This window comes from Kitasatospora sp. UYEF31, from assembly GCF_057291755.1.
Map to the genome: position 1 here is coordinate 20,266 of NZ_JBXAWK010000016.1, position 23,627 is coordinate 43,892.

The following is a 23,627-nucleotide window of genomic DNA, read 5'->3' on the forward strand; positions in this document are numbered from 1 at the left end:
AGATGCAGACGCCTCCGAACGGCAGCGGCGGCCGGACCGGCCAGATCTCCCCGGCGGACGGACCCGCCCAGGCCGGACGGGACCACCATCCCGTCGCCGCCGGCGGCCCGATCTCCACCGTGCACTGCCGCATGTGCGGAGCCCCCGCCGCCGCCGGGCACCGCTACTGCGAGGCCTGCGGCTACGAACTCCAGCCGGACGTCCCCACGCCCGTCGCCGAACGCCCCGCGCCCCGGCCCCCGGAAGGCGCCAGCGGCACCGTCCGCAGCGAACCCTCCAGCAGCGGACTGTCCGGGCGGGCCGGGTGGTCCCCGCGCCTGTGCGGCGTCTGCCGGACCCCGACCGTCGGCGCCGACGGCTGGTGCGACGACTGCGGACGCCCCTACAACCCGCGCGACCGCGTCGAGATCGACCTCGGCCCGGCCGCGGGCGTCAGCGACCGCGGCCACCGCCACCTCCGCAATGAGGACGCCCTCGCACTGCGCGTGATCCGTTCGCCGCAACTCGGCCGGGCCGTCGTCTCCGTGGTCTGTGACGGCGTCTCCTCCTCACCCCGTCCTGATGAAGCGTCAGCGGTCGCCGCGGCGACCGCCTGCCGCACGATGGCCTCGGCGCTGCGCAGCGGCGCGACACCGGTGAAGGCCACCGAAGCCGGAGTCGCCGCAGCAGCCGCCGCCGTGGCCCGGCTCACCGGTACCGACGCCGACGGCAACTGCCCCGCCTGCACGTTCGTCTCCGCCGTGGTCACCACCGACGCGGTCACCGTCGGCTGGGTGGGCGACAGCAGGGCCTACTGGCTCGACGCCGCCGACGACGCCAGGTCCGAGCTGCTCACCGAGGACGACTCGTGGGCGGTCCGGATGATCGCGCTCGGCATCCTCACCGCCGAACAGGCCTTCGCCGACCGGCGGGCGCACGCGATCGTGTCGTGGCTGGGCGCGGACGCGGGCGAAGTACGGGCCCGCACCGCGACCATCCGCCCCGAAGGCCCCGGCGTGGTCCTGCTGTGCAGCGACGGCCTGTGGAACTACCTGCCGGGCGCCGGGACACTGCACCGCGCCGCACTTCCCGACCCGTACGGCCAAACCCTGGACACCGCACGGGAACTGACGGCCCGTGCGTTGGACGGCGGCGGCGCCGACAACATCACCGTGGCACTCGTCCCGTTCCCGCCGCCCGCCCCCGACGTGCCCGACCCGGTGTCCTGCGACACCTACCAGCAGACCGTCACCGCGGGGTCCCAACCGCCCCCGCCGCCCACTACTGAGTCAGCCGCACCCCCGAAGGGAACCCGTTCATGAGTGCTCCGCACACGAGTCTGCCCACCTTCACCATCGAGGTGCACCAGAACGTCTTCCAGCCCGTCGGCGGCCGGGAGGTCCACGCGGTGGTCGACGTCAAGTCGGTCGGGCCCGGTCCTGGCGGCACAGGGACCGGCGGCGGCACAGCCGTCCAGGCCGCCGAAGTCATCATGGTGGACACCTCAGGATCGATGGACTTCCCGGGCACCAAGATCAAAGAGGCCCGGCGGGCGACCATGGCCGCCATCGACACCCTGCGCGACGGGACCCTGTTCGCCGTCGTCTCCGGCACCGCGATGGCCACCATGGTCTACCCGTACGAAGAAAGAATGGCAGTCGCCGACAACGCCACCCGCGGCGCCGCAAAGCGCGACGTGGAACGCCTCCGGGCCCGCGGCGGCACCGCCATCGGGTCCTGGCTGAGACTCGCCAACCGGCTCTTCGCCGAACACCCACAGGCCATCAAGCACGCCATCCTGCTCACCGACGGCAAGAACGAGTCGGAGAGCGAACAGGACTTCCAGGCCGCCATCGACGAGTGCGCCGGCGTGTTCAACTGCGACTGCCGGGGCATCGGCAAGGACTGGAACACCAGCGAACTCCTCAAGATCTCCTCCGCGCTGCTCGGCGGCTGCGCCCGGGTCGCCGAACCCGCCGACCTGGTCGCCGACTTCACCGAGATGACAGCCGAGGCGATGACCAAGTCCGTGGCCGACGTGGCGCTGCGCGTCCGCACCCCGGGCTCGGCGAAGGTCAAGTTCGTCAAGCAGGTACGCCCCGGCATGGAGGACCTGACCGGCCGCCGCACCGACACCGGGACCAACATCGGCGACTACCCGACCGCCGCGTGGGGTGAAGAGGAACGGCACTACCACGTCTGCCTGGACGTCGAACCCGGCGGCGTCGGCGAACGCTACCGACCAGGCCTGGTCTCCCTGGTCCTCACCCATTCCGACGGTACGGTCGAGGAACTGGCCAAAGCCGGGGTGTTCGCCGAATGGACCGACGACGAAGAGCGGTCCATGGAGATCTGCGACGAAGTGGCCTTCTACACCGGCCGCGCGGAGATCGCCAAGGACCTCAAGGAGGGCCTGGAGGCCCGCCGCAACAACAACATCGACGAGGCCACCGAGAAGCTCGGCCGGGCCCTGGCCCGCGCCGAGGAGGTCGGCGACGAGCAGACCGCGAAACTCCTCGGCAAGTTCGTCGAGGTCGAGCCGGACACCGGCACCATCGTCATGCGCGGCGCGATCGACAAGGGTGACGAGATGGACGGCGACATCTACAGTCAGACGTTCCGGCTCAAGGGGGCGTGACGACGGTCCTGCGGAACCTGACGCTGACCGTGGGAAACGCTGAGGACCGCAGTGGGGAACACGCCATCGGCCGCGGGAATCGCTGAGGACCGCGGTGGGGAACACGCCATCGGCCGCGGGAAAACCGTACGCCCGACTCAGGCCTGACAGCTCTTTGCAAGACTGTCGTTGACAGACCGTCAGTCAGCTCACCAGGAGGAACGGATGCCCCAGTGTCCCGTGGGGCACGAATCGCAGGACGCGGAGTACTGCGACGAGTGCGCCCGGCCCATCGGCGCTGTCCGGGCGGCTGCCGGTCAGGGCGGCCCGTCGTCCACCGCGCCCGCGGTCGGGCACCCTGCCCACGCGCCGGCCGCCGGCGTGGTCTGCGTCTACTGCGGGCACGCCCTCGAACCCGGCGCGCGCTTCTGCGAAGGCTGCGGCCGCCCGATCATCTCCAGCCCGCCGCCCGCCCCGATCCCCCAGCCGGTCGATCCGAAAGTGCCCGACCCCCGGCAACCCGACCCGCTGCCCGTCCGCCCCGGCCACGGCACCGGCGGCTGGGACGTCACCGTCTGCGCCGACACCCGCTACTTCACCTGGGTGCAGGACCAGGCCGGCCCCGACGGCCGGAAAATGCACTTCCCGCCGTACCACACCCCCCGCACCGTCCCGTTCGCCGCCGGCCAGGAGAACCTCCTCATCGGCCGGGCCAGCAAGAACAGTGAACGCCCCGCGAACACCCCCCTGGGCATCGACCTGGCCGACGCCCCCGCCGACTCGGGTGTCTCGCACACCCACGCGGTGCTGCTGCGCCGCGCCGACGGCACCCTGGCCGTGGCCGACCTGGGATCCCGCAACGGCACGTACATCAACTACGGTGAGGAAGCCATCGAGGTCAACATCCCCGTCCCCCTGCGGGAAGGGGACAAAGTGCACCTCGGGGCCTGGACGACCTTGGAGATACATCGCGCGGCGAACTGACCTGCGGCTAGGGTGGTCTGGACCAATCCGACTCCCACGGCACATCAGGCAGAGGAGCACGCGTGAGCGCAGCAGCCACCGGCTATGAGGCGATCGTCCCCGCACCCGTCGAGGTGCGGCCCGTCCCCGGGCGGCACTGGACACTGCGTCCCGGCAGCCGGATCCGGGTCCGCGCCGAGCTCCCGCGCGATGCCGACGCGCTGTTCCCCACCGCACGGCAACTGGCCGGGCTGCTCCGCACAGTCAGTGGCTACGCGGTGCCCGCGGTGAAGGACACCGGTGCCGTCGTGGCGCGTGGCGGCGGCGACATCGTGCTTGAGGTCAAGCCCGAGCTGGCGACGGGCTCCGGAGCGACCGGGGATGTCCACACTGTGCGCGTGACCGCGCAGACCGTCCTGATCCAGGGCAGCACCCCCACCGCGGTCTTCCACGGCGTGCAGACGCTGCGCCAGTTGCTCCCGGTCGAGGCCGAGGGCGGCAAGCGCGTCGCCATGGAGTGGACCGTGCCGTGCGGCACCGTCCAACTCGACCAGCCCAGGTACGAATACCGCAGTTTCAGCCTCGACATCTGCCGGCACTTCTTCACCCCGGCCGAGGTGATGAGGTTCACCGACCACCTGGCCCGGTACAAGTTCAACCACCTGCACCTGCACCTGACCGACGACCAGGGCTGGCGCATCGAGATCAACGGCCGTCCCGAACTGACCGCGCCCGACAAGATGACCGAGGTCGGCGGCGGCCCCGGCGGGTTCTGGACACAGCGGGACTACCGGGCGGTCGTCGAGTACGCGGCGGAGCGCCACATCACCGTGGTCCCGGAGATCGACATGCCGGGGCACACCCACGCGGTGATCCTCGCGTACCCGTCGCTCGGCGCCAGCACGATGCCGCCCGAACCGTACAACGGCATCGAGGTCGGCTTCAGCGACCTGGACGAGACCTCCGAAGACGTGTGGACCTTCGTCGACGAGGTCCTCGGCCAGCTCGCCGCGATCACCCCGGGCCCGTGGCTGCACATCGGCGGCGACGAGGCGCTCACCATGACCGCCGAGCGCTACACGGTGTTCATGGAGCGCGCGCAGGAGCTCGTCCTCAAGCACGGCAAGCAGATCTGGGGCTGGCACCAGCTGGCCGGCGGACCGCCGGCCGAGGGGGCGCTGCTCGGCTACTGGAACGAGTCGTCCAAGGACGCCGGGAAGGTCGCCGAGGCGGTCGCGGAGCACGGCGCGAAGGTCGTCATGGCACCGGCCGACCACACCTACGTCGACATGAAGTACGACGAGGACACTGAGCTGGGCCTGAAGTGGGCCGGGCTCGTGGACCTCGACAAGTCGTACGACTGGGACCCCGGAACCCATCTGCCGGGTGTCCCGGAGACGGCGGTCGTCGGCGTCGAGGGTGCTCTGTGGACGGAGACGGTACGGTCCGTCGCGGACGCTGAGTTCCTCATCTTCCCGAGACTGGCGGCGGTGGCCGAGAAGGCCTGGTCGCCCGCTGAATCACGGGACCTGGCGGCTTTCAAGGCCCGGGTGGCCGCACAGCAGGAGCGCTGGACGGCGGCCGGGATCAACTTCGCCGACCGCCTGTAGGGAATATTGCCGCGTCGGTCATGTACAAAATTGCCCTGAACGATCTCTCCAGGGGAATTTTGTACATGATCGACGCAGCGGCTCAGCCTGTGCCGCAGACCGTGACAGTGACACCGACGTACCAGCAAGTCCCGTAGTCCGACGGGAAACTCATACGGACCGAACCGGTCGCAGCGTCGATGATGTTGGTGACATTGCCGGAGCCGCTACGTTGAGCGGCGATGAGCAGACCCGGGCCTGCCTCGCCGATACCGCTGACGGTTCCTTCCGTGAGTCGCCAGCGCTCTGTGCCGTCAGCGGCCTCGAGCCCCAGAGTCACAAGCCAGCCGGTGTACTCGGGGCCGTATCCCGAACCGGCGATCACCGCGCCGGTATAGGCCGATGCGCGGAAGTCGTCCTTCTTCCAGCGGATCTGTCCGGTGGCCGTATCCAATACCCAAGTCATCGCTGCCGCACTTCTGTCACCGATACTGGCGATCACATTCCGCTCATCGGCTCCGACCAGGTGGAGTGCGGCCGACGGATATCTTGTCGATTTGCTCATGTCCAGGTCCAGCAGCGCAGACCAGCCGCCTTTGCCGTCGATCAGGAAGTAATCCGTCCCGTCGAGCAGTATGGCCGGAGGGTCTTACTGACTGGGTATGCTACCCGCCGTGAATGTTCCGGCATCAGTGGAAATTAGGTCCGTGACACTGCTTTCGAAGCGGACTGGCGGATCGAAAGTCTTCAGTGGCGGTACGGAATTCGACGCCGACCCGCCCGGGTGCTGCTGCTGGTGGGATTCTTCGCGCCCGCCACCTGCGGTTCAGGCCCCTTCCTGCTGTCGTCGCCACCACAAGCAGTGGCCGCCAGCAGCGCTGCGGTGGCAGCGATTATCCCTATGCGTGTTCGCATCTTCGTCAAATCCCCCGATTAATGGACATGCTGACCATATTTCTGATTTCGAATATACTCACCGCCGGTGAGGCGGTATTGCAAGGAGTGGGATCGCAATCAGGGAATATGAACCTCGCCCGTGTCGATCATGTAAAAAAATCCCCTATGGAGACAAATGGTGGGACTTTTGCACATGATCGACGCCGTCGGTTGTGCCGCTTTCGAGTGAACCGGTTGGAAGTCTGCCGGAAACCCGCCCGCTACCCGGCACTGTGGACGGCAGCCGAAACGGGGAGGTTTCCATGACGCAGGACCAGTTGGACCTGTTGCGGGCACTGGCCCGTACGCAGGACGGAGTGTTGACGGCCCCTCAGATCCGCTGGGGCGGACTGTCGTCGAAGCAGTTGCAGACCCTGCTGCGCCGGGGGCGCTGGGAGCGACTGACCCACGGTGCCTGCCTGATCGACGCAGGGGACCGGTCTGAGAATCCGCTGCGCAGCCGGGTCAGGGTCGTCCAGCTGGTCCGGCGGCCCACACCGGTGTCCGTGCTGGACTCCGCGCTCAATAAAGGTCTGCTCACAATGGAGAGTCTTCCGGCGGTCGGCTCCGCCATGGCGAAGCGCCGCGGAGTCGTCCGGGCCCGGCCCTGGCTGTCTTTGTCCGACGGCCGGGCGGAGTCGCCGTTCGAGACCCGGCTCCGGTTGACCTGCGTGGACGGGCGGATCCCGCCGGAGGAAGTGCAGTGGCCGATCTACCATCCGGAAACCGGCGGGCTTTCGGCCCGTGAGTCAGTGCGTCGATCATGTACAAAATGCCCCTGTGGAGATCCTTTAGGGCACTTTTGTACATGATCGACGGCGCAGTAAGAAATCAGTTCCGCTGTCCAACCACACCCGCCACTGTCGCCACCAGGGCGATCAGCACGCCGGGCACCGCCAGCGCCCACGCCAGGCTCGACTGGTGCGCGATGAAGCCGATGACCGGCGGACCGCCGAGCATGCCGACGTATGCGACACCCGAGACCTTGGAGATCGCCCAGGACGCCGGGACGCCCGGGAGGTTGCCGGCCGCGCTGAAGGCGACGGGCACGATCGGGGCCACGCCGAAGCCGAAGAGCGTGAACCCGGCGATCGTCAGCGCCGCGTTCGGGGCGAGGATCGCCAGCGCCATTCCGGCCGCGGCGATCAGTGAGCCGTAGCGCAGTGCGTTTACTCCGCCGACCTTCTCCACCACGCGGTCGCCGGTGAACCGGCCGATGGTCATCGCTATCGACAGGCCCAGGAAGCCGAGTGCGGCCACCCCTTCGGACGAGCCCTGGTGGTCGCGCAGGTACACGCCGCTCCAGTCGCCGATCGAACCCTCGGAGGCGTAGGAGCACAGAGCGATCGTGGCCAGCATCGCCACCGCGATCAGCGCGGCCTTGGGGTGCTTGCCGTCCGGTGCGGGCTCTGCGGAATCCGGAGCGGAACCCGGCGTGGCACCCGGAGCGGAACCCGGAGCGGAACCCGGAGCGGAATCCGGAGCAGAGCCCGGCGTGGCACCCGGAGCCGTGACCTCGTGCGTGTCCGCTTCAGCGCCGAGCAGGTTGCGGGACCCGAACCAGCCCAGCGCGCACATCAACACCGCCGCGACACCGAGGTGCCAGCCCACCGGCACCGAAGCGCTCGCGACGAGCGCGCCGACACCGGCGCCCGCCAGCCCGCCGACGCTGTACGCGCCGTGCAGGCTGTTCATGATCGAGCGGCCCATCTTCCGCTCGATCGCCACGCCCTGGGCGTTGACCGACACGTCGGTGAGGCCGAGGACCATGCCCATGAAGAAGAGTCCGCCGAACAGCGACCAGAGGTTCCAGGCGACGGCCGGCAGGATCAGCAGGCCCGAACCTACGGTGACCGTGAACCGGCCGACAGCCCGGGAGCCGAACCGGAGGATGAACTTGTTGGCGTTGGACACCGAAAGGATGATCCCGACCGGTGCGCCGAGCAGAGCCAGCCCCAGGGTGCCCTCGTTCAGGCCCAGGTCCTCCTTCATCGCCGGGATCCGGGCGATGTACGACGCGACCGCCGCACTGAACGTGAACATCATGATCGTGGCGGATATTCGCGCGGCGCGCAGTGCGCGCACCTGCGCTTCGTCCACGACTTCCGTCGAGTTGCCGTCCTGTTCCGTAGCGGCCCCCATGGGCGCACCCCTTCCGAGTCGTCGCCCCACCGCCGTCACGGAGTCGGTTGTCGCGAGTGAACCTGCTTATGTGCTGAAAAAAACGTGCAGCCTTCAACTATCAGGGTGAGCCGCGCTTTCCTCAAGGCTTCCTGGAGTGGCGTGGGTCATCCCCGAATCATCGGACTGACACGATTAAGTAAAGCAGGAGAGCGCCGCACGATCACCTGCTCCACCGGCGTAAGCTGCCCGCCGTCCTGTCGTATGACGCCGTTGGAGGCCAGCACATGGACCAGATCGCCCAGTACACCCGCGCCGCCGAGACCTTCCGTACCGTTTTCGCCCGGGTCGACGACGGCCAGCTCGGCCTGAAGTGCCCCTGCGACGGCTGGGACATCGAAGCACTGCTCGGCCACACCTTCGACGCCCAGCGGCAGCTGACCCTCGGCATCGGCGGTGCCGAGACCGAGGAGACCGGTGACCGCACCGCCGACTTCGAGGTCATCGCCGCAGCCGTGCTCGACGTGATGTCGACGCCCGGCGCGCTGACCACCGAGGTCGACACCTTCGCCGGGCGTCAGCCGGCCGCGTTCCTGGCGAGCCTCGCCGTCAGTGACCTGTTCGTGCACGCCTGGGACCTCGCGAAGGCCACCGGGCAGCCCACCGACCTGGACCCGGAGCTGGCCGAGGTGCTGCTCACGCTGGCACGTGGGCGCATGAGCGACGCCGTGCGCGGTGAAGGCAAGGCCTTCGGCCCCGAGCAGCCCGTCGCCGCCGACGCCCCGGCCGCGGACAGGCTCGCCGGGTTCCTGGGCCGCACTGCCTGAACCGGCTGCGTTGCGGCTGGTCTTCCGTCAGAACCCTTATTCCGTACGGGAGATCAGCCGCGTCGGTCGCCCGTCCCGGTGGTCGGCCGTGGAACCATGCGGATCCGTCTACCCTCGGGGAGCCCCGCATGAGCACATCGCACCACAACCACAATGCCGGCGGCCCGGCCACGTTGCGGGAGGTCGCGGACAACGTCTTCGCGTACATCCAGCCCGACGGCGGCTGGTGGATCAACAACACCGGCTTCATCACCGGCCGCCACGGCGTGATCAGCGTCGACGCGTGCTCCACCGAGCGCCGTACCCGGGCCTACCTCGACACGATCGCCACAGTCACCCCCGCACCAGTACGCACGCTCATCAACACGCACCACCATGGTGACCACACGCACGGGAACCACCTCTTCGCCACCGCGACGATCGTCGCCCATGAGAAGACCCGCCAGGAGATCCTCGACGCCCCGGCGCTGCCGCTCGACGCGGTGTGGCCCGGCGTCGACTGGGGTGACCTCACCCCTGCGCCGCCGTTCCTCACCTACACCGGGGGCGTCACCGTCTACGCCGACGACCTGCGCGCCGAGGTCACCTACATCGGCGACGCCGCGCACACCACCAACGACTCCGTGGTGTGGCTGCCCGAGCAGAAGGTGCTGTTCTCCGGCGACCTGGTGTTCAACGGCGGCACGCCGTTTGTTGTGATGGGCTCGGTCGCCGGATCCATCGACGCGCTGGAGAAGGTCCGGGCCTTCAACGCCGAAACCATCGTGCCCGGCCACGGCGGTGTCTGTGGGCCCGAAGCGGTCGAGACGCCGCTCGCCTACCTGCGTTTCATTCAGGAGACGGCCGTACGGGGTCGCGAGGCCGGTCTCGATCCACTGAAGGTTGCCAGGGAGACCGATCTGGGGGAGTTCGCCGGTCTGCTCGACCCCGAACGCCTGGTCGGCAACCTGCACCGGGCCTACGCCGAGCTCGACGGCGCGGCCAACGGAGCCGCCATCGACATCGGGGCGGCCCTGCGCGACATGGTCGCGTTCAACGGCGGCAAGCCCCTCACCTGCTACGCGTGAATCTTGTAAGCCCATTATCCGGAACCGCCAACTCCGGGGATGGAAACGAGTTGTGACTGCGCGTCAACCGGGCATCTCTCTGTGTCTTGATTGAAGCGGCCCCACGTGTCCGGAAGTGTGGCGTGCGCCCCGGCCGTAAACCCCTGAGACGCCGCACGGAACTTCAGTGACCCGCACCCGGTTCTTCGAGCACCGCGTCCCCTCCCTGTACGCGGGACGCTACGAGACCGTCAACAAGCAGACTCTGAAGAACGCCGGGGAGGTTCCGAGGACGGCCCCGCTGGTCTTCCGCGAGGACGAACTGCCCGAGGAAAGGGAAACGGTGGGTCCCGTCCGGGTCGGCACCGTAAGGCAGTAATCCGTCGACCGTCCTCAACGTGGGTAAGTTCCCGCCGGACTTCTACCTGCGGAACTTCCTCTGCACCCCACTGGTGATCGACAACGGCGACACGAACCCGGACGTGACCCCGGCCACCCCCAGTACCCTGGCCGGATGCCCCCCGCCGCCGCCGGTCCCCCCGAGCACGTCGACTTCCTCTCCTTCACCGACTTCGCCGTCCGTGAAGCCGGGAAGCGGCTGCCTGAGCTCGATACCGACGCGCTGCGCCTGGTGCTGATGCTCTACCGGGTCACCAGCGTCGTCACGTACGACCTGGAAGCGGCCGTGCACCGCCCGCGCGGCTGGAGCTGGCCGGGCTTCCGGCTGATGTACGTGCTGTGGCTCAGCGGCCCGCTGGAAGGCAAGCGGGCCGCTGAGGTGTCCGGCATGAGTCGCGCCGCTGTATCGGCGCTGGCCACCACGCTGGAGAAGCAGGGCCAGCTGGCCCGCACCCCCGCCGCGCACGACGGCCGGGCGGTCCTGCTCCAGCTCACCCCAGCCGGTGAGCGGGCCCTCGCCGAAACCTACGTCGACCACAACGCCCGCGAGCAGCAGTGGGCGGACGCGCTCACCCCGGACGAGGTCCGCACGATGATCCGCCTGCTCGGCAAGATCGCCGCGCACGCCGGCGCGGACTGGGTCCGCCGCCGCGACTGACGGACCCAGGACCCCGACACACGCCGGGGCCCTGCTGACGGACCTACCAGTTCGCCCCCCCCATGGGGCTCCCGCGGAACGAAGCGGGTGAATCCAGGCGTACTTCCCGCACGAGCCCCAGGACCAACACGGCTGGAGGTCGTGCCGTGCTGGATCAATTCTCGTAGTGGTAGCGGCACTGCGCGATCAGGACCGAGTCCTCAGTGGTCTTGTAGATCAGCCGGTGCTCGTCGTTGACCCGGCGCGACCAATAGCCCTGAAATCCGTGCTTGAGCGGCTCCGGCTTGCCGATGCCCACGTTGCCGTTGCGCGTCACGTCGGCGATCAGTGTGTTGATTCGCTTGAGGACCTTGCGGTCCTGGACCTGCCACCACAAGTAGTCGTCCCAGGCGCGCGAGGCGAAAGTGATCTTCACTCGGTGTCCGCCAGTTCCCGTACGGTCCCGCCACCGCTCTCCAGTTCATCGATGGAGGCCAGCAGTCGCCGGGCGTTCGCCGGGCTGCGCAGCAGGTAGGCCGTCTCCTTCAAGGACTGGTAGTCCTCCAGGGAGACGATCACGACCGGATCGTGTCCAGCGCGGGTGACCACGACTTCCTCGCGGTCGTCGTTGACGGCGTTGAGTGTCTCGGCGAAGTTCGCCCGGGTCTCGGTGTAGGTCATGGTCTTCATGGCACACCTTCCTCTTATGTACAGGAAACTGTACGTCGAGTTTTTCGGCAAGGCAAGCATGGAACTCTGTCAGTGCTTCGTTTCGAGCGAGGAGTGGGGCGAGGTGGCGCGCCCCTGCCTCTGGCGCACGGAAAATCCCCCTGGTACCGTCGCATTCGTAGTCGATGGTCAAAGGTTTTACTGAATCACGCCGAGCAGCTCCGGGAGCCCCGCCATGGCCGCCAAGCCCTTCGCCTCGTCCGCCGACCTCGCCGCTAAAGAGCAGACCCTCGAAGTCCTCGCCGACGGCGTCTACGCGCTGACGGCTGAAGGCGACCCGAACATCGGCGCTATCGAGGGCGAGGACTTCCTTGTCTGCTTCGAGGCTCTGGCCACCCCGGTCGCCGCCCGCAAATGGCTCACGCGGCTGCGCGAACACACTGACAAGCCGGTCCGCTACCTCGTGCTTTCGCACTACCACGCGGTCCGGGTGCTCGGCGCGTCCGCGTTCGACGCTGAGACCATCATCTCCAGCGAGCAGACCAGGGGCCTGATCGCCGAGCGCGGCAAGCAGGACTGGGACAGCGAATTCGGCCGGATGCCCCGGCTGTTCGACGAACCCGGGAGCATCCCCGGTCTCACCTGGCCGACCGCCACCTTCAGTGACCGCTTCACGATCGACCTGGGCGGCGACCGCGGCGAACTCGTCCTGCAGTACTGCGGTCGCGGCCACACCGAGGGCGACATCGTCGCCTGGCTGCCGAAGCAGAAGATCCTGTTCGCCGGCGACCTCGTGGAGTCGCAGGCCGCGCTGTACACCGGCGACGCCTTCCACCGTGACTGGTCCACCGGCACCCTCGACAACATCGCGGCCTTCGAAGCCGAGCAACTCGTCGGCGGGCGTGGTGCGATCGCCCGGGGCCGGACGGAGGTCGACGCGGCGATCGCGCAGACCCGGGGTTTCCTCACCACGATGATCGACGAGGTCTCCGCCGTACAGAAGTGCGGCGGCACGCTCAAGGAGGCCTTCGAGGCCTGCCACACCACCCTCGGCCCGCAGTTCGGGCACTGGCCCATCTTCGAACACTGCCTCCCGTTCGACGTGTCCCGGCTGTGGGACGAACTGACGGGCGTGGAGCGGCCGGTCATCTGGACGGCGGAGCGGGACCGGGCGGTCTGGGACCAGTTGCAGAGCTGAGCCCCGCCCGCCCATCCGCCGCCCGTCCTCCGGGGAGATGATCGTGTACGGGACCACCCCCGCCGAAGTGCTCATCATCGGCAACGGCCCGGTCGGCCAGACCGCGGCCCTCCTGCTCGCCAGGCACGGCGTACGCTCCCTGGTCCTCGACCGGCGCCCGCACCGGGACCCCGCCGGGTCCAAGGCCATCTGCCAGCAGGGCGACGTCCTCGACATCTGGGACTTCGCCGGCCGCCAGGGTGCCGCCTCCCCGGGGCGGCGCATCGCCGACGAAGGCGTCACCTGGACCACAGCGCGTACGTATTACCAAGGGTGCGAACTCTTCTCCCACTCCTTCACCGAGCGTGGACGGTCCGCGTTCCCGCCGTTCGTCAACATCTCCCAGTCGCGTACGGAGGAGATCCTCGACGAGGCGATCGCGAACGAGCCGCTGATTGACGTCCGTTGGAGTCATGAGGTCACCGGCATCAGACAGGACGAACAGTCAGTAACTGTTACCAGTAACGGAGTTGAGACCACGGCGCAGTACGTCGTCGCCTGCTCCGGAGCCCACAGCCGTGTCCTGCGCGACTGCCTCGGCGTCACCTTCGACGGAACCTCGTACGACGACAAGTTCCTCATCTGCGACATCAGGACAGACCTCCCGGGCTGGGAGGCCGAGCGCCGCTTCCACTTCGACCCCGAGTGGCACCCGCGCCGCCAGGTGCTGATCCACCCGTGCCCCGACTCGGTCTACCGCATCGACTGGCAGGTCCCCGACGATTACGACGTCAGTACGGACGACCTCGACGCGCGGATCCGGCGGATCGTGGGGGAGACCCCGTACGAGATCGTCTGGCAGTCGGTGTACCGCTTCCACTCGCGCATCGCGAGCCGGATGCAGACCGGCAGGGTCCTCCTCGCCGGGGACTGCGCGCATCTGGTGGCACCGTTCGGCGCGCGGGGGCTGAACTCCGGCGTCCAGGATGCGGAGAACGCGGCGTGGAAGCTGGCTTACGTCCTCCACAAGAAGGCCCCCGAAGCACTCCTCACCACCTACCACGACGAAAGACACGCTGCCGCGCTGGAGAACCTCGACGTCACCGGCGCGACCATGCGGTTCCTCGCGCCGCCGGACACTGCGGCCTGGGAGCGGCGGCATGAGCTGCTCCAGCACGCCGAAGGGGATCCCGAAGCGCGGGCGGGAGTCGACTCGGGACGGCTGTCCGAGCCGTACTGGTACCACGACTCACCACTGACCACCCCGAGCGGCAAACGGCCCGCCACCGGCCGGCCGCCCAGGGGCGGGACGCCGCCGCCCGGCCCCGGCGTACTGCTGCCGGACGTGCCCGTGGGGGACACCCGGCTGCGGCTCCTGGCCAGGAGCCGGCCGATGATCCTGTCCTGTGGATACGCGGACGCGGCAGTCCATACGTACGACATCGGCCTTCTTGACCCCAGCGGCGTGCTGCGCGGCGCGCTGGACGCCCGGCCGGGGGAGGTGTGGGTCATCCGGCCCGACGCGTACGTCGCGGCGGTGCTTCGTGATCCACGCCCTTCCGACGTACGGTCGGCAGTGGGCAGGATGCTTGCAGAACGGGCTACGGAGACCCCGGAGTCCCGGAATATCGCTACCGACCAGGGAGAGTGACATGGCGTACTACCGGCAGGTGGGCACCGTGCCGCCCAAACGGCACACCCAGCACCGCGATCCGCAAGGAAGGCTCTACTTCGAGGAACTGATGGGGGAGGAGGGCTTCTCCAGCGACTCGTCGCTGCTCTACCACCGGGAGATCCCGTCGGCGATCGGCGGCGCCGCGGTGTGGGAGCTGCCCGACCAGACGATCACCCCGAACCACCCGCTCACTCCGCGGCACCTGAAACTGCACGACCTCTTCGCCAAGGACGACTGGGAGTCCGTCGACGCGGTCACCGGCCGGCGGCTTGTCCTGGGGAACGCCGATGTACGGATTTCCTACGTGGTCGCCTCGGCCCCGTCGCCGTTGTACCGCAACGGCATCGGTGACGAGTGCGTGTACGTCGAGTCCGGGACGGCGGTCGTCGAGACCGTCTTCGGCGCACTCGACGTCGGGCCGGGCGACTACGTGATCCTCCCGCGCGCCACCACGCACCGCTGGGTGCCGACCGGCGACGAACCGCTGCGCGCCTACTGCATCGAGGCGAACAGTCACATCGCCCCGCCGAAGCGCTACCTGTCGAAGTACGGGCAACTGCTTGAGAACGCGCCGTACTGCGAACGTGACCTGCGCACCCCGGCCGGGACGCTGGTCGTGGAAGGCGCCGACGTCGACGTGCTGGTGAAGCACCGCGGCCTCGGCGGCGAGATCGTCGGCACGCGGTACACCTACCCCACCCACCCGTTCGACGTGGTCGGCTGGGACGGGTGCCTGTACCCGTACGTCTTCAACATCTCGGACTACGAGCCCATCACCGGGCGTGTCCACCAGCCGCCGACGGTGCATCAGGTCTTCGAGGGCGCGAACTTCGTCATCTGCAACTTCGTGCCGCGCAAGGTGGATTACCACCCGCTGTCCATCCCCGTGCCGTACTACCACTCCAACGTCGACTCCGACGAGGTCATGTTCTACGTCGCCGGAGACTACGCGGCCCGCAAGGGTTCCGGGATCAAGGAGGGCTCCGTCTCCCTGCACCCCGGCGGCCACGCGCACGGCCCGCAGCCCGGCGCGTACGAACGCAGCATCGGCGCGGAGTACTTCGACGAACTCGCGGTCATGGTCGACACGTTCAGGCCGCTCGGCCTGGGCGAAGGCGGTACCGCCGTAGACGACGGCGTCTACGCGTGGACCTGGGCCGGAGGCCGGAAATGACGCTGTACCACCCGCTGTTCGCAGGTCTCTGGGACGACGCCGCGGTCTTCCCGCCCGGGAACGCGCCGCTGGACGAGGCCGTCCCGGCGCACCGTAACCACGAATCCGCGTGGTACGCCGACTACGTGGGCCCGTTCCTCATCGGCGCGGCGCGGATTCCGGAACTGTCCGCCTACGCCGATCCGATGAAGCCGCTCCGGGTGTTGCCGGTGGCGGCCTCGCCTGAGGCCGTCGGGGACGCCGTACGCCTGGTCCTCGCAACGCCCGGTCTGCTGCTCGCCGGCGTCGAGGTGGCCGGGGACACGGCGAAGGCCGTCGCCGCGCTGCGCGAACACCTGCCCGAAGACCTCAGCGGCGCGGTCGAAGTCCAGCGCGGGGACACCGCGGCGCTGGATCTGCTCGTGGGCACCCGCCACCGGGCCAAGTTCCGTACGGGCGGCGTCACGGCCGCGGCGTTCCCCACGGTGGGCGAACTCGCCGACTTCCTGCTGACCGCCGCTGAGCGCGACCTGCCGGTCAAGCTCACCGCAGGGCTGCACAACGCCGTGCGCCACACCGACCCCGACACCGGATTTGACCACCACGGTTTCCTCAACGTGCTGCTCGCCTCCTACCTGGCGACCGTCGGCGCTGACCGCGACATGCTCGTGGCCAACCTCGCGCACCGCGACGGCGACCGGCTCGCCGACGAGATCCGGGGCCTGACGGAGACACAGATAGAAGAGCTGCGCGGTTTGTTCACCGCCTACGGCACGTGCAGTATCGGCGAACCACTGGCCGACCTGATCAACCTCGGACTGCTGACCCGCCCGTGACCGTGAGCCCAACGCCCGCTTCCCCTAAGGACTTTCCCGTGACCTGGCTCGACGTCCCCGCCGACCACCTCTTCGGCATCCACAACCTCCCGTACGGCGTCTTCAGCGCTGCCGGCGCGGAGCCCCGCCTCGTCGTCGCCGTCGGCGACCAGGCGCTCGACCTCGCTGCCGCCGCCGACGCTGTCGGCTCCGCGCACCTCGGCCTGTTCACCGGCGGCAGCCTGGACAAGCTGCTCGCCGCCGGACGGCCCGTGTGGACCGCCGTCCGCGCCGAGATCACCGCCTGGCTCACCGACCCCGGCTTCCGCGCCGCCGTCGAACCGCACCTGCGGGACCGCGCCGGCCTGACGCCGCACCTGGCGTTCACCGTCGCCGACTACGTGGACTTCTACGCGTCGGAGAACCACGCGAGCAACGTGGGCAGGATCTTCCGGCCCGACTCCGAGCCGCTGACGCCCAACTGGAAGCACCTGCCCATCGGCTACCACGGGCGCGCCGGGACGATCGTGTCCTCCCGTACGCCGATCGTCCGTCCGTCGGGCCAGCGCAAGGCCCCCGCCGACGCGGCGCCGGGCTTCGGGCCTTCCGTCAGGCTCGACATCGAAGCGGAGGTCGGCTTTGTCGTCGGCACACCGTCCCCGCTGGGCACACCGGTCAGCCTCGGTGACTTCGCCGACCACGTCTTCGGCGTGTGCCTCGTCAACGACTGGTCGGCCCGCGACATCCAGGCCTGGGAGTACGTGCCGCTCGGCCCGTTCCTCGGCAAGTCGTTCGCAACTTCCTTGTCCCCGTGGATCGTTCCGCTGGACGCGCTCGAAGCGGCCCGGGTTTCCCCGCCCGTCCGCGACGTGGAGCCGCTGCCCTACCTCGACGACCGTACGTCCGAGCCGTGGGGACTCGACCTCGACATGTCGGTGTCGCTGAACGGCCACGAGATCTCCCGGCCCCCGTTCAAGACCATGTACTGGACGGCGGCACAGCAGCTCGCGCACCTGACAGTCAACGGAGCCTCCCTCCGCACCGGTGACCTCTTCGCCTCCGGCACGGTCTCCGGCCCCGAAGTGAACGAGCGCGGCGCGCTCATCGAGATCACCTGGAACGGCCGCGACCCGCTGAAGCTCGCCGACGGCTCGACGCGCACCTACCTGGAGGACGGCGACGAGGTGGTCATCACGGCCACCGCGCCCGGCCTGGCCGGAACCCGTCTCGGCTTCGGTGAGGTGACCGGCCGGATCGACCCGGCCCGCAGCTGATCCTGCCGCTGTTCCCGCTGCGTCGATCATGTACAGAAATGCCCACTGGAGATCGTTGAGGGGCCTGCTGTACATGATCGACGCGGGGGAGTGTCAGCCCACGGGGAAGGCGATGTCGCAGACTTCACTGTCCGGACCCGCAGCGTCCCAATCCGCGAAGTAGACCTCGCGCGGCGCACCGGTGGTCTGGAGGCCGTCCTGCGCCTCAACCCAGTGCGCCACCGCTTCGTACGCCGTCAGGATCTGCGGAAACGCGACCTGGGCCTTCACGATCCGGGTGTAGGCCTCGCGGTGCGCCGGTTCCCTGCGCGCGCAGACGTCCGCCGGCACGTCCCTTCGCGGATCGATCGGCACGCACATCTCCACCGGGCCGTCACTGTCCTCGGTCACCTCACCGTGGTAGACGACAAACGCGGGCCCCGCGACGCCGCCGTGATTCTCCGCCGCCTCGACGAGCCGCCCGCCCGCCGCGGAGATCCACCCCGGGATCTCCTCCGGGGTGATGTGCCGCTGTTCGGACAGCACCAGCTGCTCCGGAACCGTGCGCTCGAAGACTTTGAACATGTCCCACACTCCTTCTCCACCCGACAGTCTGGACCGGAGGTACGTGGCGAGCTCCCGTTGCCCGGCCGTCCGGCGTTCGACCGACCCCCAGTACGCGGCGACCAGTTCGGCCGCCTCGGACTCCGGGGCGTCGACCACCTCGGCCACCTGGGTCAACGGCATGTCGATCCGCCGCAGCAACGCCACCAGACGGGCCGTCGCCAACTGCGACTGGCCGTAGTGCCGGTAGCCGTTGGCGGGGTCCACAAGCTCCGGCGTCAGCAGCCCGAGCCGGTCGTACAGGCGCAGGGCCTTCAACGACAGCCTCGACCTGCGCGCGAACACGCCGATGCCGAGCAGTACGGGTTCCTCGTCCACGTCCAACCTCCAACGTCAGGCTGCGGTCTGCCCCTGGGGCAGAGTCAAGCAGCCGGCGGAGGGGGGGCCGGTCAGGCGGGCCGTGTGCTCAGCTGGACCGCATGACTGGACGAATGCGCGAAGGATACGCGGGCACGGGTCCTGGGCCGATCACTCCGGACGGCTGCGCGGTCGACCTGTACCTGAGACTTCCCGTCAACGACGAACCGGACATCATTCAGGCTGCGGTTCCTCCGGGCGCCTCGATACTCGAACTCGGCGCGGGAGTCGGCCGGGTGACGCACCCTCTGACCGAACGCGGATTCACGGTCACCGCCGTCGACGAGTCTGCCGAGATGCTCGACCGCATTTCAGGCGCGCGTACGGTGTGCGGCCCGATCGAGACGCTGGACCTGGGCGACCGCTTCGATGTCGTGATGCTCGGGTCGTTCCTCGTCCACGCAGGGGAGGTGGCGGTGCGCGAAGGGCTGCTGCGCACCTGCCGCCGCCACGTCGCCGAGGGCGGCTGCGTCCTGATCCAGCGCGAGGGCGCGGACTGGCACGCCAACGTCCCCCGGGAGCGCCGGAGCGGCGACGCGGTCTTCCGTACGGTCTCGGCTGACCCCGTCGGCGAGGGTGTGGACTCCATCTACTTCGAATACATCTTCCCGGACGCCACCTGGACCCAGACGTTCTTGTCTCGCCCGCTGACCCGGGAAGCCTTTGAGCAGGCCCTCGCCGAGGCGGGCCTGAAGGTGGACGCGTATCTCACGGACGACGGGACGTGGGTGCGCGTAGTGGCCTCCTAATCGCGCCCGGCCACGTCGAGGTCGACTTTCCGCCCGTCAGGATCGGTGAGCGTGATTACGCCTGCCGACAGCGCGGAGGTCACCTCGACGGCCAGCCCGATCCGTACGGTCCCTGTTTCGCGCTCGGCCGTCGCCGGATAGATCTCGAACACCGCGCCGTCGTCGAGCACCGCGGCGTAGTGCACCGGGCCGGATCCGTGCCGCTCTTCGGTGAACGCCAACCCGAGGCGGCGGTAGAACTCCACGCACGCTGTGACGTCGGGGCTGTAGAGGACGAGCAGATTCAGGCGCACGGGTAGGTTCCTCTCCGTACAGGCGGGGGCCGGTGGCGCTGACGTCGCCCTTCGTGCGGCCGTCGGGAACGGCGGTGAACTGTCAGATCCGTTCCCGGCGAGTTTGCCGGATGGGCTGCCCACACTGTTCGCTGTTGCGTAGCACGCACCGCCTGTTTCATGTTATGAAACAGGCTGCGCCGATGCTCTTGCCGATACTGCGTTCACCGTTCCAGGGTGAGCTGCTGGCTCTCATTTACGGCCCCGCCGCAGTGCTGGACGAGATCCTCGCCGGACTCGACGGCATCGACGCGGCGTACATCTACGGCTCCTGGGCCGCACGCTATCTGGGCGAGGCGGGGCAGGCGCCCAAGGATATCGACGTGCTTGTTGTCGGAGACGCCGATGAGGATGACCTCGACGATGCCGCCCGAGCGGCGCGACGGATCTTGGGCCGGGAGGTCAATGCCCACCGGATAGGCCGGGCGGCCTGGGAGCGGCAGGACGGCGTCGCAACCAGGCCGAGTACGGCGGGCGGGACACTCCTGCGGTCTCGTTGGAGGAGGTGGAGCGTGTGACCAGCCGAAGGTTGAGGCGATCGTGGACCTCGCAGATCGTGTTCTGGACCAGATGAGTCCCTACTGAGCAGGTGAAGGTTCGGCTCGGTCGGCGCGCGGGTGTAGTTCCCGCCGCATGCACACCCGCGGCCACCGGTCCAGCCCGCGCTCCGCCTCCAGCTTGCGGATCTCCCTTAGCCCCGGGGTGAGCTCACTGTCAGTCAGCTCCCGGAACCCGCACCGCGCGTAGTACGGCGCGTTCCACGGGACCTCGGCGAATGTGGTCAACGTCAGCGCCGGTACGCCGTCGCGCACGGCCCGGTCCGCGAGTTGCCCGATCAGCGCCCGGCCGACACCGCGTCGTGCGTGCGCCGGGTGCACCGACACCTGCTCGATGTGGAGGCTCCCGTCCACGACTTCGGCGATCAGGTAGGCCACCGGCCGGTCGTCCGCGTCGACTGCCGCCCACGCGTGGCCCGCGCGTCGGTACCGCGCCAACTCCGCTACCGGGAAAGGCTCGTCGTCGGAGATCTCCGGCATACCGATGTCCCGGAAGCATTCCCCGGCCGCGCGCTCGATCGCCTGGAGGACGGGAAGTTCATCTACGGTGACTTCGCGAATCCGCATCATCCCATTGTGCTGGAAGCCGGAGGAGGAATCCGGTACCGCCGCCGGAGGTGGAATCCGGTACCGCCAAAGCCTTCCGGCAACCAACCTGTCGCCATGACTGTCACCCTGAACAAAGGCTTCCGCGAACTCCTCGACGGCCGGAACTTCGCCGTCCTGGCCACCGTGAACCCCGACGGTGGCGTGGAGCTGGACGAGGCACTGTCGTGGAAGTACGACGGCAAGCCCGCCGGCGAGGACCCGCCGGGGACCGTGCGGGTCGTCGTCCGCGTCACGCCGGAGAAGCTGACGGGCTATGCGGCACAGGAGGCCGCCGAGGCCGCCGAGGCCACCGGGGGCACCGGGGGCACCGGGGCCACGGGGTCTGCCGGTCCCCTCGTCAGCGAGGAGACGGACTGACAGGCAACACAAGATTCCCGTGTATCCAACTGACTGAAAACAGCGCCCTGAATACACGCGGATCAAGGAATCCGACGCCGCGCAGCGTCGAGCGCGAGCCGCACATCCCGCACCAATTGCTGCGGCCGCCGCGGCACATCCTCCGTCGTGAAGCGCAGCACCTCCCACCCCCGCCGCCGCAGCGCCTGATCACGTCGGCGGTCCCGTAGGACGGCGTCCGGCGTGAAGTGGTTCGCCCGGCCGTCGACCTCCACGCCCACGAGCAGCTCGGGATCGCCGAAGTCGAGCCGCGCGATCAGGTAAGGGCCGTCGTGGATCTCCACCTGCTTGGCCAGGATGACCCCGGCCGCGCGGAAGTACGCGTCAGCCTGCTGCTCGGTCTCCGCGTCGTACGCCGGATCGAACTCCGCAAGCAGTGACCGCAGCAGCGCCACCCCGGGAAGGTTGCGGCCTTCCGCCGCGACGAGGAGCTGATCCAGCGTCACCAGACGCCGTCAGCAAGCCTCGTACAGCACCCGGCGCAACTGGACCGGATCAAGCAGCTGGGCCAGGTCGAGGACGGTGTGCACAGGAGTCGTAACCGGACGGCCACACGCGACGCCGACCGACTCGGGAGTCAGCCGACGCGAGCGCGTGACAACGAGGCGTGGGGCGACGACCGCACGTCGATGCGCGGGGACGGTGATCCACACCCGCCGGTCGGCCGACCGGACATCGATGCCCAGCAGTCGGGCCGCGGTCAGGTGGCTGAAGCACCCGTCGCCGCAGTGCAGGAGACCGGCCATGGCGACGGTTTCAGCGCCGACAGGAGTCGCCGCGACCTGGAACACCCGCGGATAGTGCGGGAGCCAGAGCCCGCGCTCGACCCGCCGCCGGACGCGCGACGAGGTGAACCCGGCCGCGGTGGCCTGACGGTGGGTGAACAAGCCTGCCTGGGCGCGGGCAAGACCGCCGAGACGGTCGTCCGGAGACAGCGGGTGGGGAGACGTCATTCACTCATTGGGCAGCGAGGAAGCACGCTGCGAACGCACCGCGGAATGGACCTGTGGACAACCAGGGGTTGTGGACAACAGGACGGCACTATCGGGGGATGGCGGCGCGCGGGGTGGGGTGCTAACGAAGTACGGCGCACCGGATCAAGCGGCTGCCGATCCAGCGGGCGCGCCCACGCCGAGCGGCCCAGGACTGCGCGTTCGCACCCGGCTGCTCAGCTGTGGGGCGGGCAATCCCCGCCGCCCCGCCCGGTCGCAGTTCAGACAATTTCGGTCGGCCCGTACAACGCCGCCCGCGATTCCGTACCGAAAGCCCAGTAACGGTCCCCGTGCGACCAATGCCACCACTCAGTCGGGTAATTCACCAGACCGGCTTCGAGCAGCACGGCGGACAGGATCCGCCGGTTGGCGACAGCAGTCGCACCCAGACCCGCGAAGTGGGTGTAGCACGCCCCACCGCTCTCCTCCGGTGACGCGTTCACCCGCGTGCCCATGTCGAGTTCATGCCCCTCGGCGTCCACCAACGTCAGGTCCACCGCCGAACCGGCGCTGTGCGGGGCTATCTCCGGCGGCGACACATACCGGCTCGTCTCAATGCGCAGCTGGGACACCGACCACAGCGGATTCGCGGCGCGCAACTCCTCCGCGTACTCGTCGAAGTACATCCGCTGCAGCGCAGGCGGCCGGAAACCCTCGACGAACAGCAGCCGCAGGCCCTCAGGCAGCAGTTTCTCCGCATGCAGCAGCCTTTCGAGGACACCACTGCGCAGGTGCGCGTACGCGCCTGTGGCGTCCTGCTTGCGCGGGTCGACGAGCAGTCGGCCCCGTACGTCGACGAGCTGTTCTCCGCACTCCTCGACGCTGATCGCAGCGATCCTGAGGTCGGACATGAGGGTGATCTCGGTCATGGATTGATCATGTCGTACGGGGGAGCCGGCAGCGGATTCACCCCGTCGCGGCGGCGCTGCTCCCCGCTCCCTTGCCAGTTTCCGGAGTCGCCCGCGCTACCTGGCCGGCAGGCCGGCGGCAGCGGCGATGACTTTCGGTGTGCTCGGCCCCTTGGCGGCCGTGGACAGGCGGGGGCCGGTTCCGTTGAAAGGGCTCCGGCATCGGGAGGCGCTGGTCCGGCTGGAGCGGACCGCGGCCCTGTGGCGCGGCCCCGCGTACGCGGAGTTCGCCGCGGAAGGCCGAAAC

27 protein-coding genes are annotated in these 23,627 nt (G+C 68.9%); 17 read left to right on the forward strand and 10 right to left on the reverse strand.

Annotation, left to right across the window (positions count from 1 at the left end; all coding sequences use genetic code 11):
• Positions 1-2 precede the first annotated feature (2 nt).
• The 4 genes from AC0Z36_RS10615 (at position 3) to AC0Z36_RS10630 (ending at position 5,169) form a co-directional block, all read left to right on the forward strand.
• Complete coding sequence (locus tag AC0Z36_RS10615) at positions 3-1,301, forward strand: PP2C family protein-serine/threonine phosphatase (protein ID WP_485462595.1); 1,299 nt, start codon at positions 3-5, stop codon at positions 1,299-1,301.
• The gene (locus AC0Z36_RS10620) at positions 1,298-2,617 is read left to right on the forward strand and encodes a VWA domain-containing protein (RefSeq protein ID WP_485462518.1); all 1,320 of its coding nucleotides are present in this window, start codon (positions 1,298-1,300) and stop codon (positions 2,615-2,617) included. Before AC0Z36_RS10615 ends, AC0Z36_RS10620 begins: the two co-directional genes overlap by 4 nt.
• Before the next feature lie 204 nt (positions 2,618-2,821).
• On the forward strand, positions 2,822-3,580 hold the full coding sequence (locus tag AC0Z36_RS10625) for an FHA domain-containing protein (RefSeq protein WP_485462519.1): 759 nt from the start codon (positions 2,822-2,824) through the stop codon (positions 3,578-3,580).
• A gap of 62 nt (positions 3,581-3,642) precedes the next feature.
• Entirely contained in the window at positions 3,643-5,169 is a 1,527-nt protein-coding gene (locus AC0Z36_RS10630) for a family 20 glycosylhydrolase (protein ID WP_485462520.1), read from the forward strand.
• Positions 5,170-5,251: 82 nt separating this feature from the next.
• On the opposite strand, the gene AC0Z36_RS10635 is transcribed toward AC0Z36_RS10630, so the two are convergent.
• Positions 5,252-5,713, reverse strand: a complete 462-nt coding sequence (locus AC0Z36_RS10635) for a hypothetical protein (RefSeq protein ID WP_485462521.1) — start codon at positions 5,711-5,713, stop codon at positions 5,252-5,254.
• 634 nt (positions 5,714-6,347) lie between these two features.
• Here AC0Z36_RS10635 and AC0Z36_RS10640 point away from each other — a divergent pair.
• A complete protein-coding gene (locus tag AC0Z36_RS10640; RefSeq protein WP_485462522.1) occupies positions 6,348-6,896 on the forward strand; it encodes a type IV toxin-antitoxin system AbiEi family antitoxin domain-containing protein in 549 nt (182 codons plus the stop codon).
• A gap of 19 nt (positions 6,897-6,915) precedes the next feature.
• Here the strand turns inward: AC0Z36_RS10640 and AC0Z36_RS10645 are convergent, their stop codons facing one another.
• A complete protein-coding gene (locus AC0Z36_RS10645) occupies positions 6,916-8,226 on the reverse strand; it encodes an MFS transporter (protein ID WP_485462523.1) in 1,311 nt (436 codons plus the stop codon).
• Between the two features lie 266 nt (positions 8,227-8,492).
• On the opposite strand from AC0Z36_RS10645, the gene AC0Z36_RS10650 reads away from it, so the two are divergent.
• The 4 genes from AC0Z36_RS10650 to AC0Z36_RS10665 all read left to right on the forward strand — a co-directional run bounded on the left by AC0Z36_RS10650 (position 8,493) and on the right by AC0Z36_RS10665 (position 11,135).
• A complete protein-coding gene (locus tag AC0Z36_RS10650; RefSeq protein WP_485462524.1) occupies positions 8,493-9,032 on the forward strand; it encodes a TIGR03086 family metal-binding protein in 540 nt (179 codons plus the stop codon).
• Between the two features lie 128 nt (positions 9,033-9,160).
• A complete protein-coding gene (locus tag AC0Z36_RS10655; RefSeq protein WP_485462525.1) occupies positions 9,161-10,099 on the forward strand; it encodes an MBL fold metallo-hydrolase in 939 nt (312 codons plus the stop codon).
• Between the two features lie 166 nt (positions 10,100-10,265).
• Positions 10,266-10,457: a hypothetical protein gene (locus tag AC0Z36_RS10660; RefSeq protein ID WP_485462526.1), complete on the forward strand. Its 192-nt coding sequence runs from the start codon at positions 10,266-10,268 to the stop codon at positions 10,455-10,457.
• A gap of 135 nt (positions 10,458-10,592) precedes the next feature.
• The gene (locus AC0Z36_RS10665) at positions 10,593-11,135 is read left to right on the forward strand and encodes a MarR family winged helix-turn-helix transcriptional regulator (protein ID WP_485462527.1); all 543 of its coding nucleotides are present in this window, start codon (positions 10,593-10,595) and stop codon (positions 11,133-11,135) included.
• 154 nt (positions 11,136-11,289) lie between these two features.
• On the opposite strand, the gene AC0Z36_RS10670 is transcribed toward AC0Z36_RS10665, so the two are convergent.
• Both AC0Z36_RS10670 and AC0Z36_RS10675 read right to left on the reverse strand, forming a co-directional pair.
• On the reverse strand, positions 11,290-11,550 hold the full coding sequence (locus tag AC0Z36_RS10670) for a Txe/YoeB family addiction module toxin (protein WP_485462528.1): 261 nt from the start codon (positions 11,548-11,550) through the stop codon (positions 11,290-11,292).
• The gene (locus AC0Z36_RS10675) at positions 11,547-11,804 is read right to left on the reverse strand and encodes a type II toxin-antitoxin system Phd/YefM family antitoxin (protein ID WP_485462529.1); all 258 of its coding nucleotides are present in this window, start codon (positions 11,802-11,804) and stop codon (positions 11,547-11,549) included. The genes AC0Z36_RS10670 and AC0Z36_RS10675 overlap by 4 nt, the downstream gene beginning before the upstream one ends.
• A 214-nt stretch (positions 11,805-12,018) precedes the next feature.
• On the opposite strand from AC0Z36_RS10675, the gene AC0Z36_RS10680 reads away from it, so the two are divergent.
• From AC0Z36_RS10680 to fahA, 5 genes are read left to right on the forward strand one after another with little or no spacing between them, the layout of a single operon-like run.
• Positions 12,019-12,981: an MBL fold metallo-hydrolase gene (locus tag AC0Z36_RS10680; RefSeq protein ID WP_485462530.1), complete on the forward strand. Its 963-nt coding sequence runs from the start codon at positions 12,019-12,021 to the stop codon at positions 12,979-12,981.
• Between the two features lie 43 nt (positions 12,982-13,024).
• The gene (locus AC0Z36_RS10685) at positions 13,025-14,611 is read left to right on the forward strand and encodes an FAD-dependent monooxygenase (protein WP_485462531.1); all 1,587 of its coding nucleotides are present in this window, start codon (positions 13,025-13,027) and stop codon (positions 14,609-14,611) included.
• A 1-nt stretch (position 14,612) separates the two neighbouring features.
• The gene (locus tag AC0Z36_RS10690) at positions 14,613-15,809 is read left to right on the forward strand and encodes a cupin domain-containing protein (RefSeq protein WP_485462532.1); all 1,197 of its coding nucleotides are present in this window, start codon (positions 14,613-14,615) and stop codon (positions 15,807-15,809) included.
• A complete protein-coding gene (locus AC0Z36_RS10695) occupies positions 15,806-16,624 on the forward strand; it encodes a hypothetical protein (protein WP_485462533.1) in 819 nt (272 codons plus the stop codon). The genes AC0Z36_RS10690 and AC0Z36_RS10695 overlap by 4 nt, the downstream gene beginning before the upstream one ends.
• A gap of 38 nt (positions 16,625-16,662) precedes the next feature.
• Complete coding sequence (gene fahA, locus AC0Z36_RS10700; protein WP_485462534.1) at positions 16,663-17,877, forward strand: fumarylacetoacetase; 1,215 nt, start codon at positions 16,663-16,665, stop codon at positions 17,875-17,877.
• Between the two features lie 93 nt (positions 17,878-17,970).
• Here fahA and AC0Z36_RS10705 read toward each other — a convergent pair whose 3' ends face one another.
• Positions 17,971-18,798, reverse strand: a complete 828-nt coding sequence (locus AC0Z36_RS10705) for a MerR family transcriptional regulator (protein ID WP_485462535.1) — start codon at positions 18,796-18,798, stop codon at positions 17,971-17,973.
• A gap of 101 nt (positions 18,799-18,899) precedes the next feature.
• Here AC0Z36_RS10705 and AC0Z36_RS10710 point away from each other — a divergent pair, with 101 nt between their 5' ends.
• The gene (locus AC0Z36_RS10710) at positions 18,900-19,586 is read left to right on the forward strand and encodes a class I SAM-dependent methyltransferase (RefSeq protein WP_485462536.1); all 687 of its coding nucleotides are present in this window, start codon (positions 18,900-18,902) and stop codon (positions 19,584-19,586) included.
• Here the strand turns inward: AC0Z36_RS10710 and AC0Z36_RS10715 are convergent.
• Entirely contained in the window at positions 19,583-19,879 is a 297-nt protein-coding gene (locus AC0Z36_RS10715) for a VOC family protein (protein WP_485462537.1), read from the reverse strand. The genes AC0Z36_RS10710 and AC0Z36_RS10715 overlap by 4 nt on opposite strands.
• A 182-nt stretch (positions 19,880-20,061) precedes the next feature.
• On the opposite strand from AC0Z36_RS10715, the gene AC0Z36_RS10720 reads away from it, so the two are divergent.
• Positions 20,062-20,436, forward strand: a complete 375-nt coding sequence (locus AC0Z36_RS10720; RefSeq protein WP_485462538.1) for a hypothetical protein — start codon at positions 20,062-20,064, stop codon at positions 20,434-20,436.
• 60 nt (positions 20,437-20,496) lie between these two features.
• Here the strand turns inward: AC0Z36_RS10720 and AC0Z36_RS10725 are convergent, their stop codons facing one another.
• Entirely contained in the window at positions 20,497-21,042 is a 546-nt protein-coding gene (locus tag AC0Z36_RS10725; RefSeq protein ID WP_485462539.1) for a GNAT family N-acetyltransferase, read from the reverse strand.
• Positions 21,043-21,138: 96 nt separating this feature from the next.
• Between AC0Z36_RS10725 and AC0Z36_RS10730 the strand changes: the two genes are divergently transcribed.
• A complete protein-coding gene (locus AC0Z36_RS10730) occupies positions 21,139-21,441 on the forward strand; it encodes a hypothetical protein (RefSeq protein WP_485462540.1) in 303 nt (100 codons plus the stop codon).
• Between the two features lie 62 nt (positions 21,442-21,503).
• Here the strand turns inward: AC0Z36_RS10730 and AC0Z36_RS10735 are convergent, their stop codons facing one another.
• The 3 genes from AC0Z36_RS10735 to AC0Z36_RS10745 all read right to left on the reverse strand — a co-directional run bounded on the left by AC0Z36_RS10735 (position 21,504) and on the right by AC0Z36_RS10745 (position 23,341).
• On the reverse strand, positions 21,504-21,926 hold the full coding sequence (locus tag AC0Z36_RS10735) for a DUF559 domain-containing protein (RefSeq protein WP_485462541.1): 423 nt from the start codon (positions 21,924-21,926) through the stop codon (positions 21,504-21,506).
• 9 nt (positions 21,927-21,935) lie between these two features.
• Complete coding sequence (locus AC0Z36_RS10740) at positions 21,936-22,433, reverse strand: hypothetical protein (protein ID WP_485462542.1); 498 nt, start codon at positions 22,431-22,433, stop codon at positions 21,936-21,938.
• A gap of 260 nt (positions 22,434-22,693) precedes the next feature.
• A complete protein-coding gene (locus AC0Z36_RS10745) occupies positions 22,694-23,341 on the reverse strand; it encodes a M15 family metallopeptidase (protein ID WP_485462543.1) in 648 nt (215 codons plus the stop codon).
• Between the last annotated feature and the right edge of the window lie 286 nt (positions 23,342-23,627).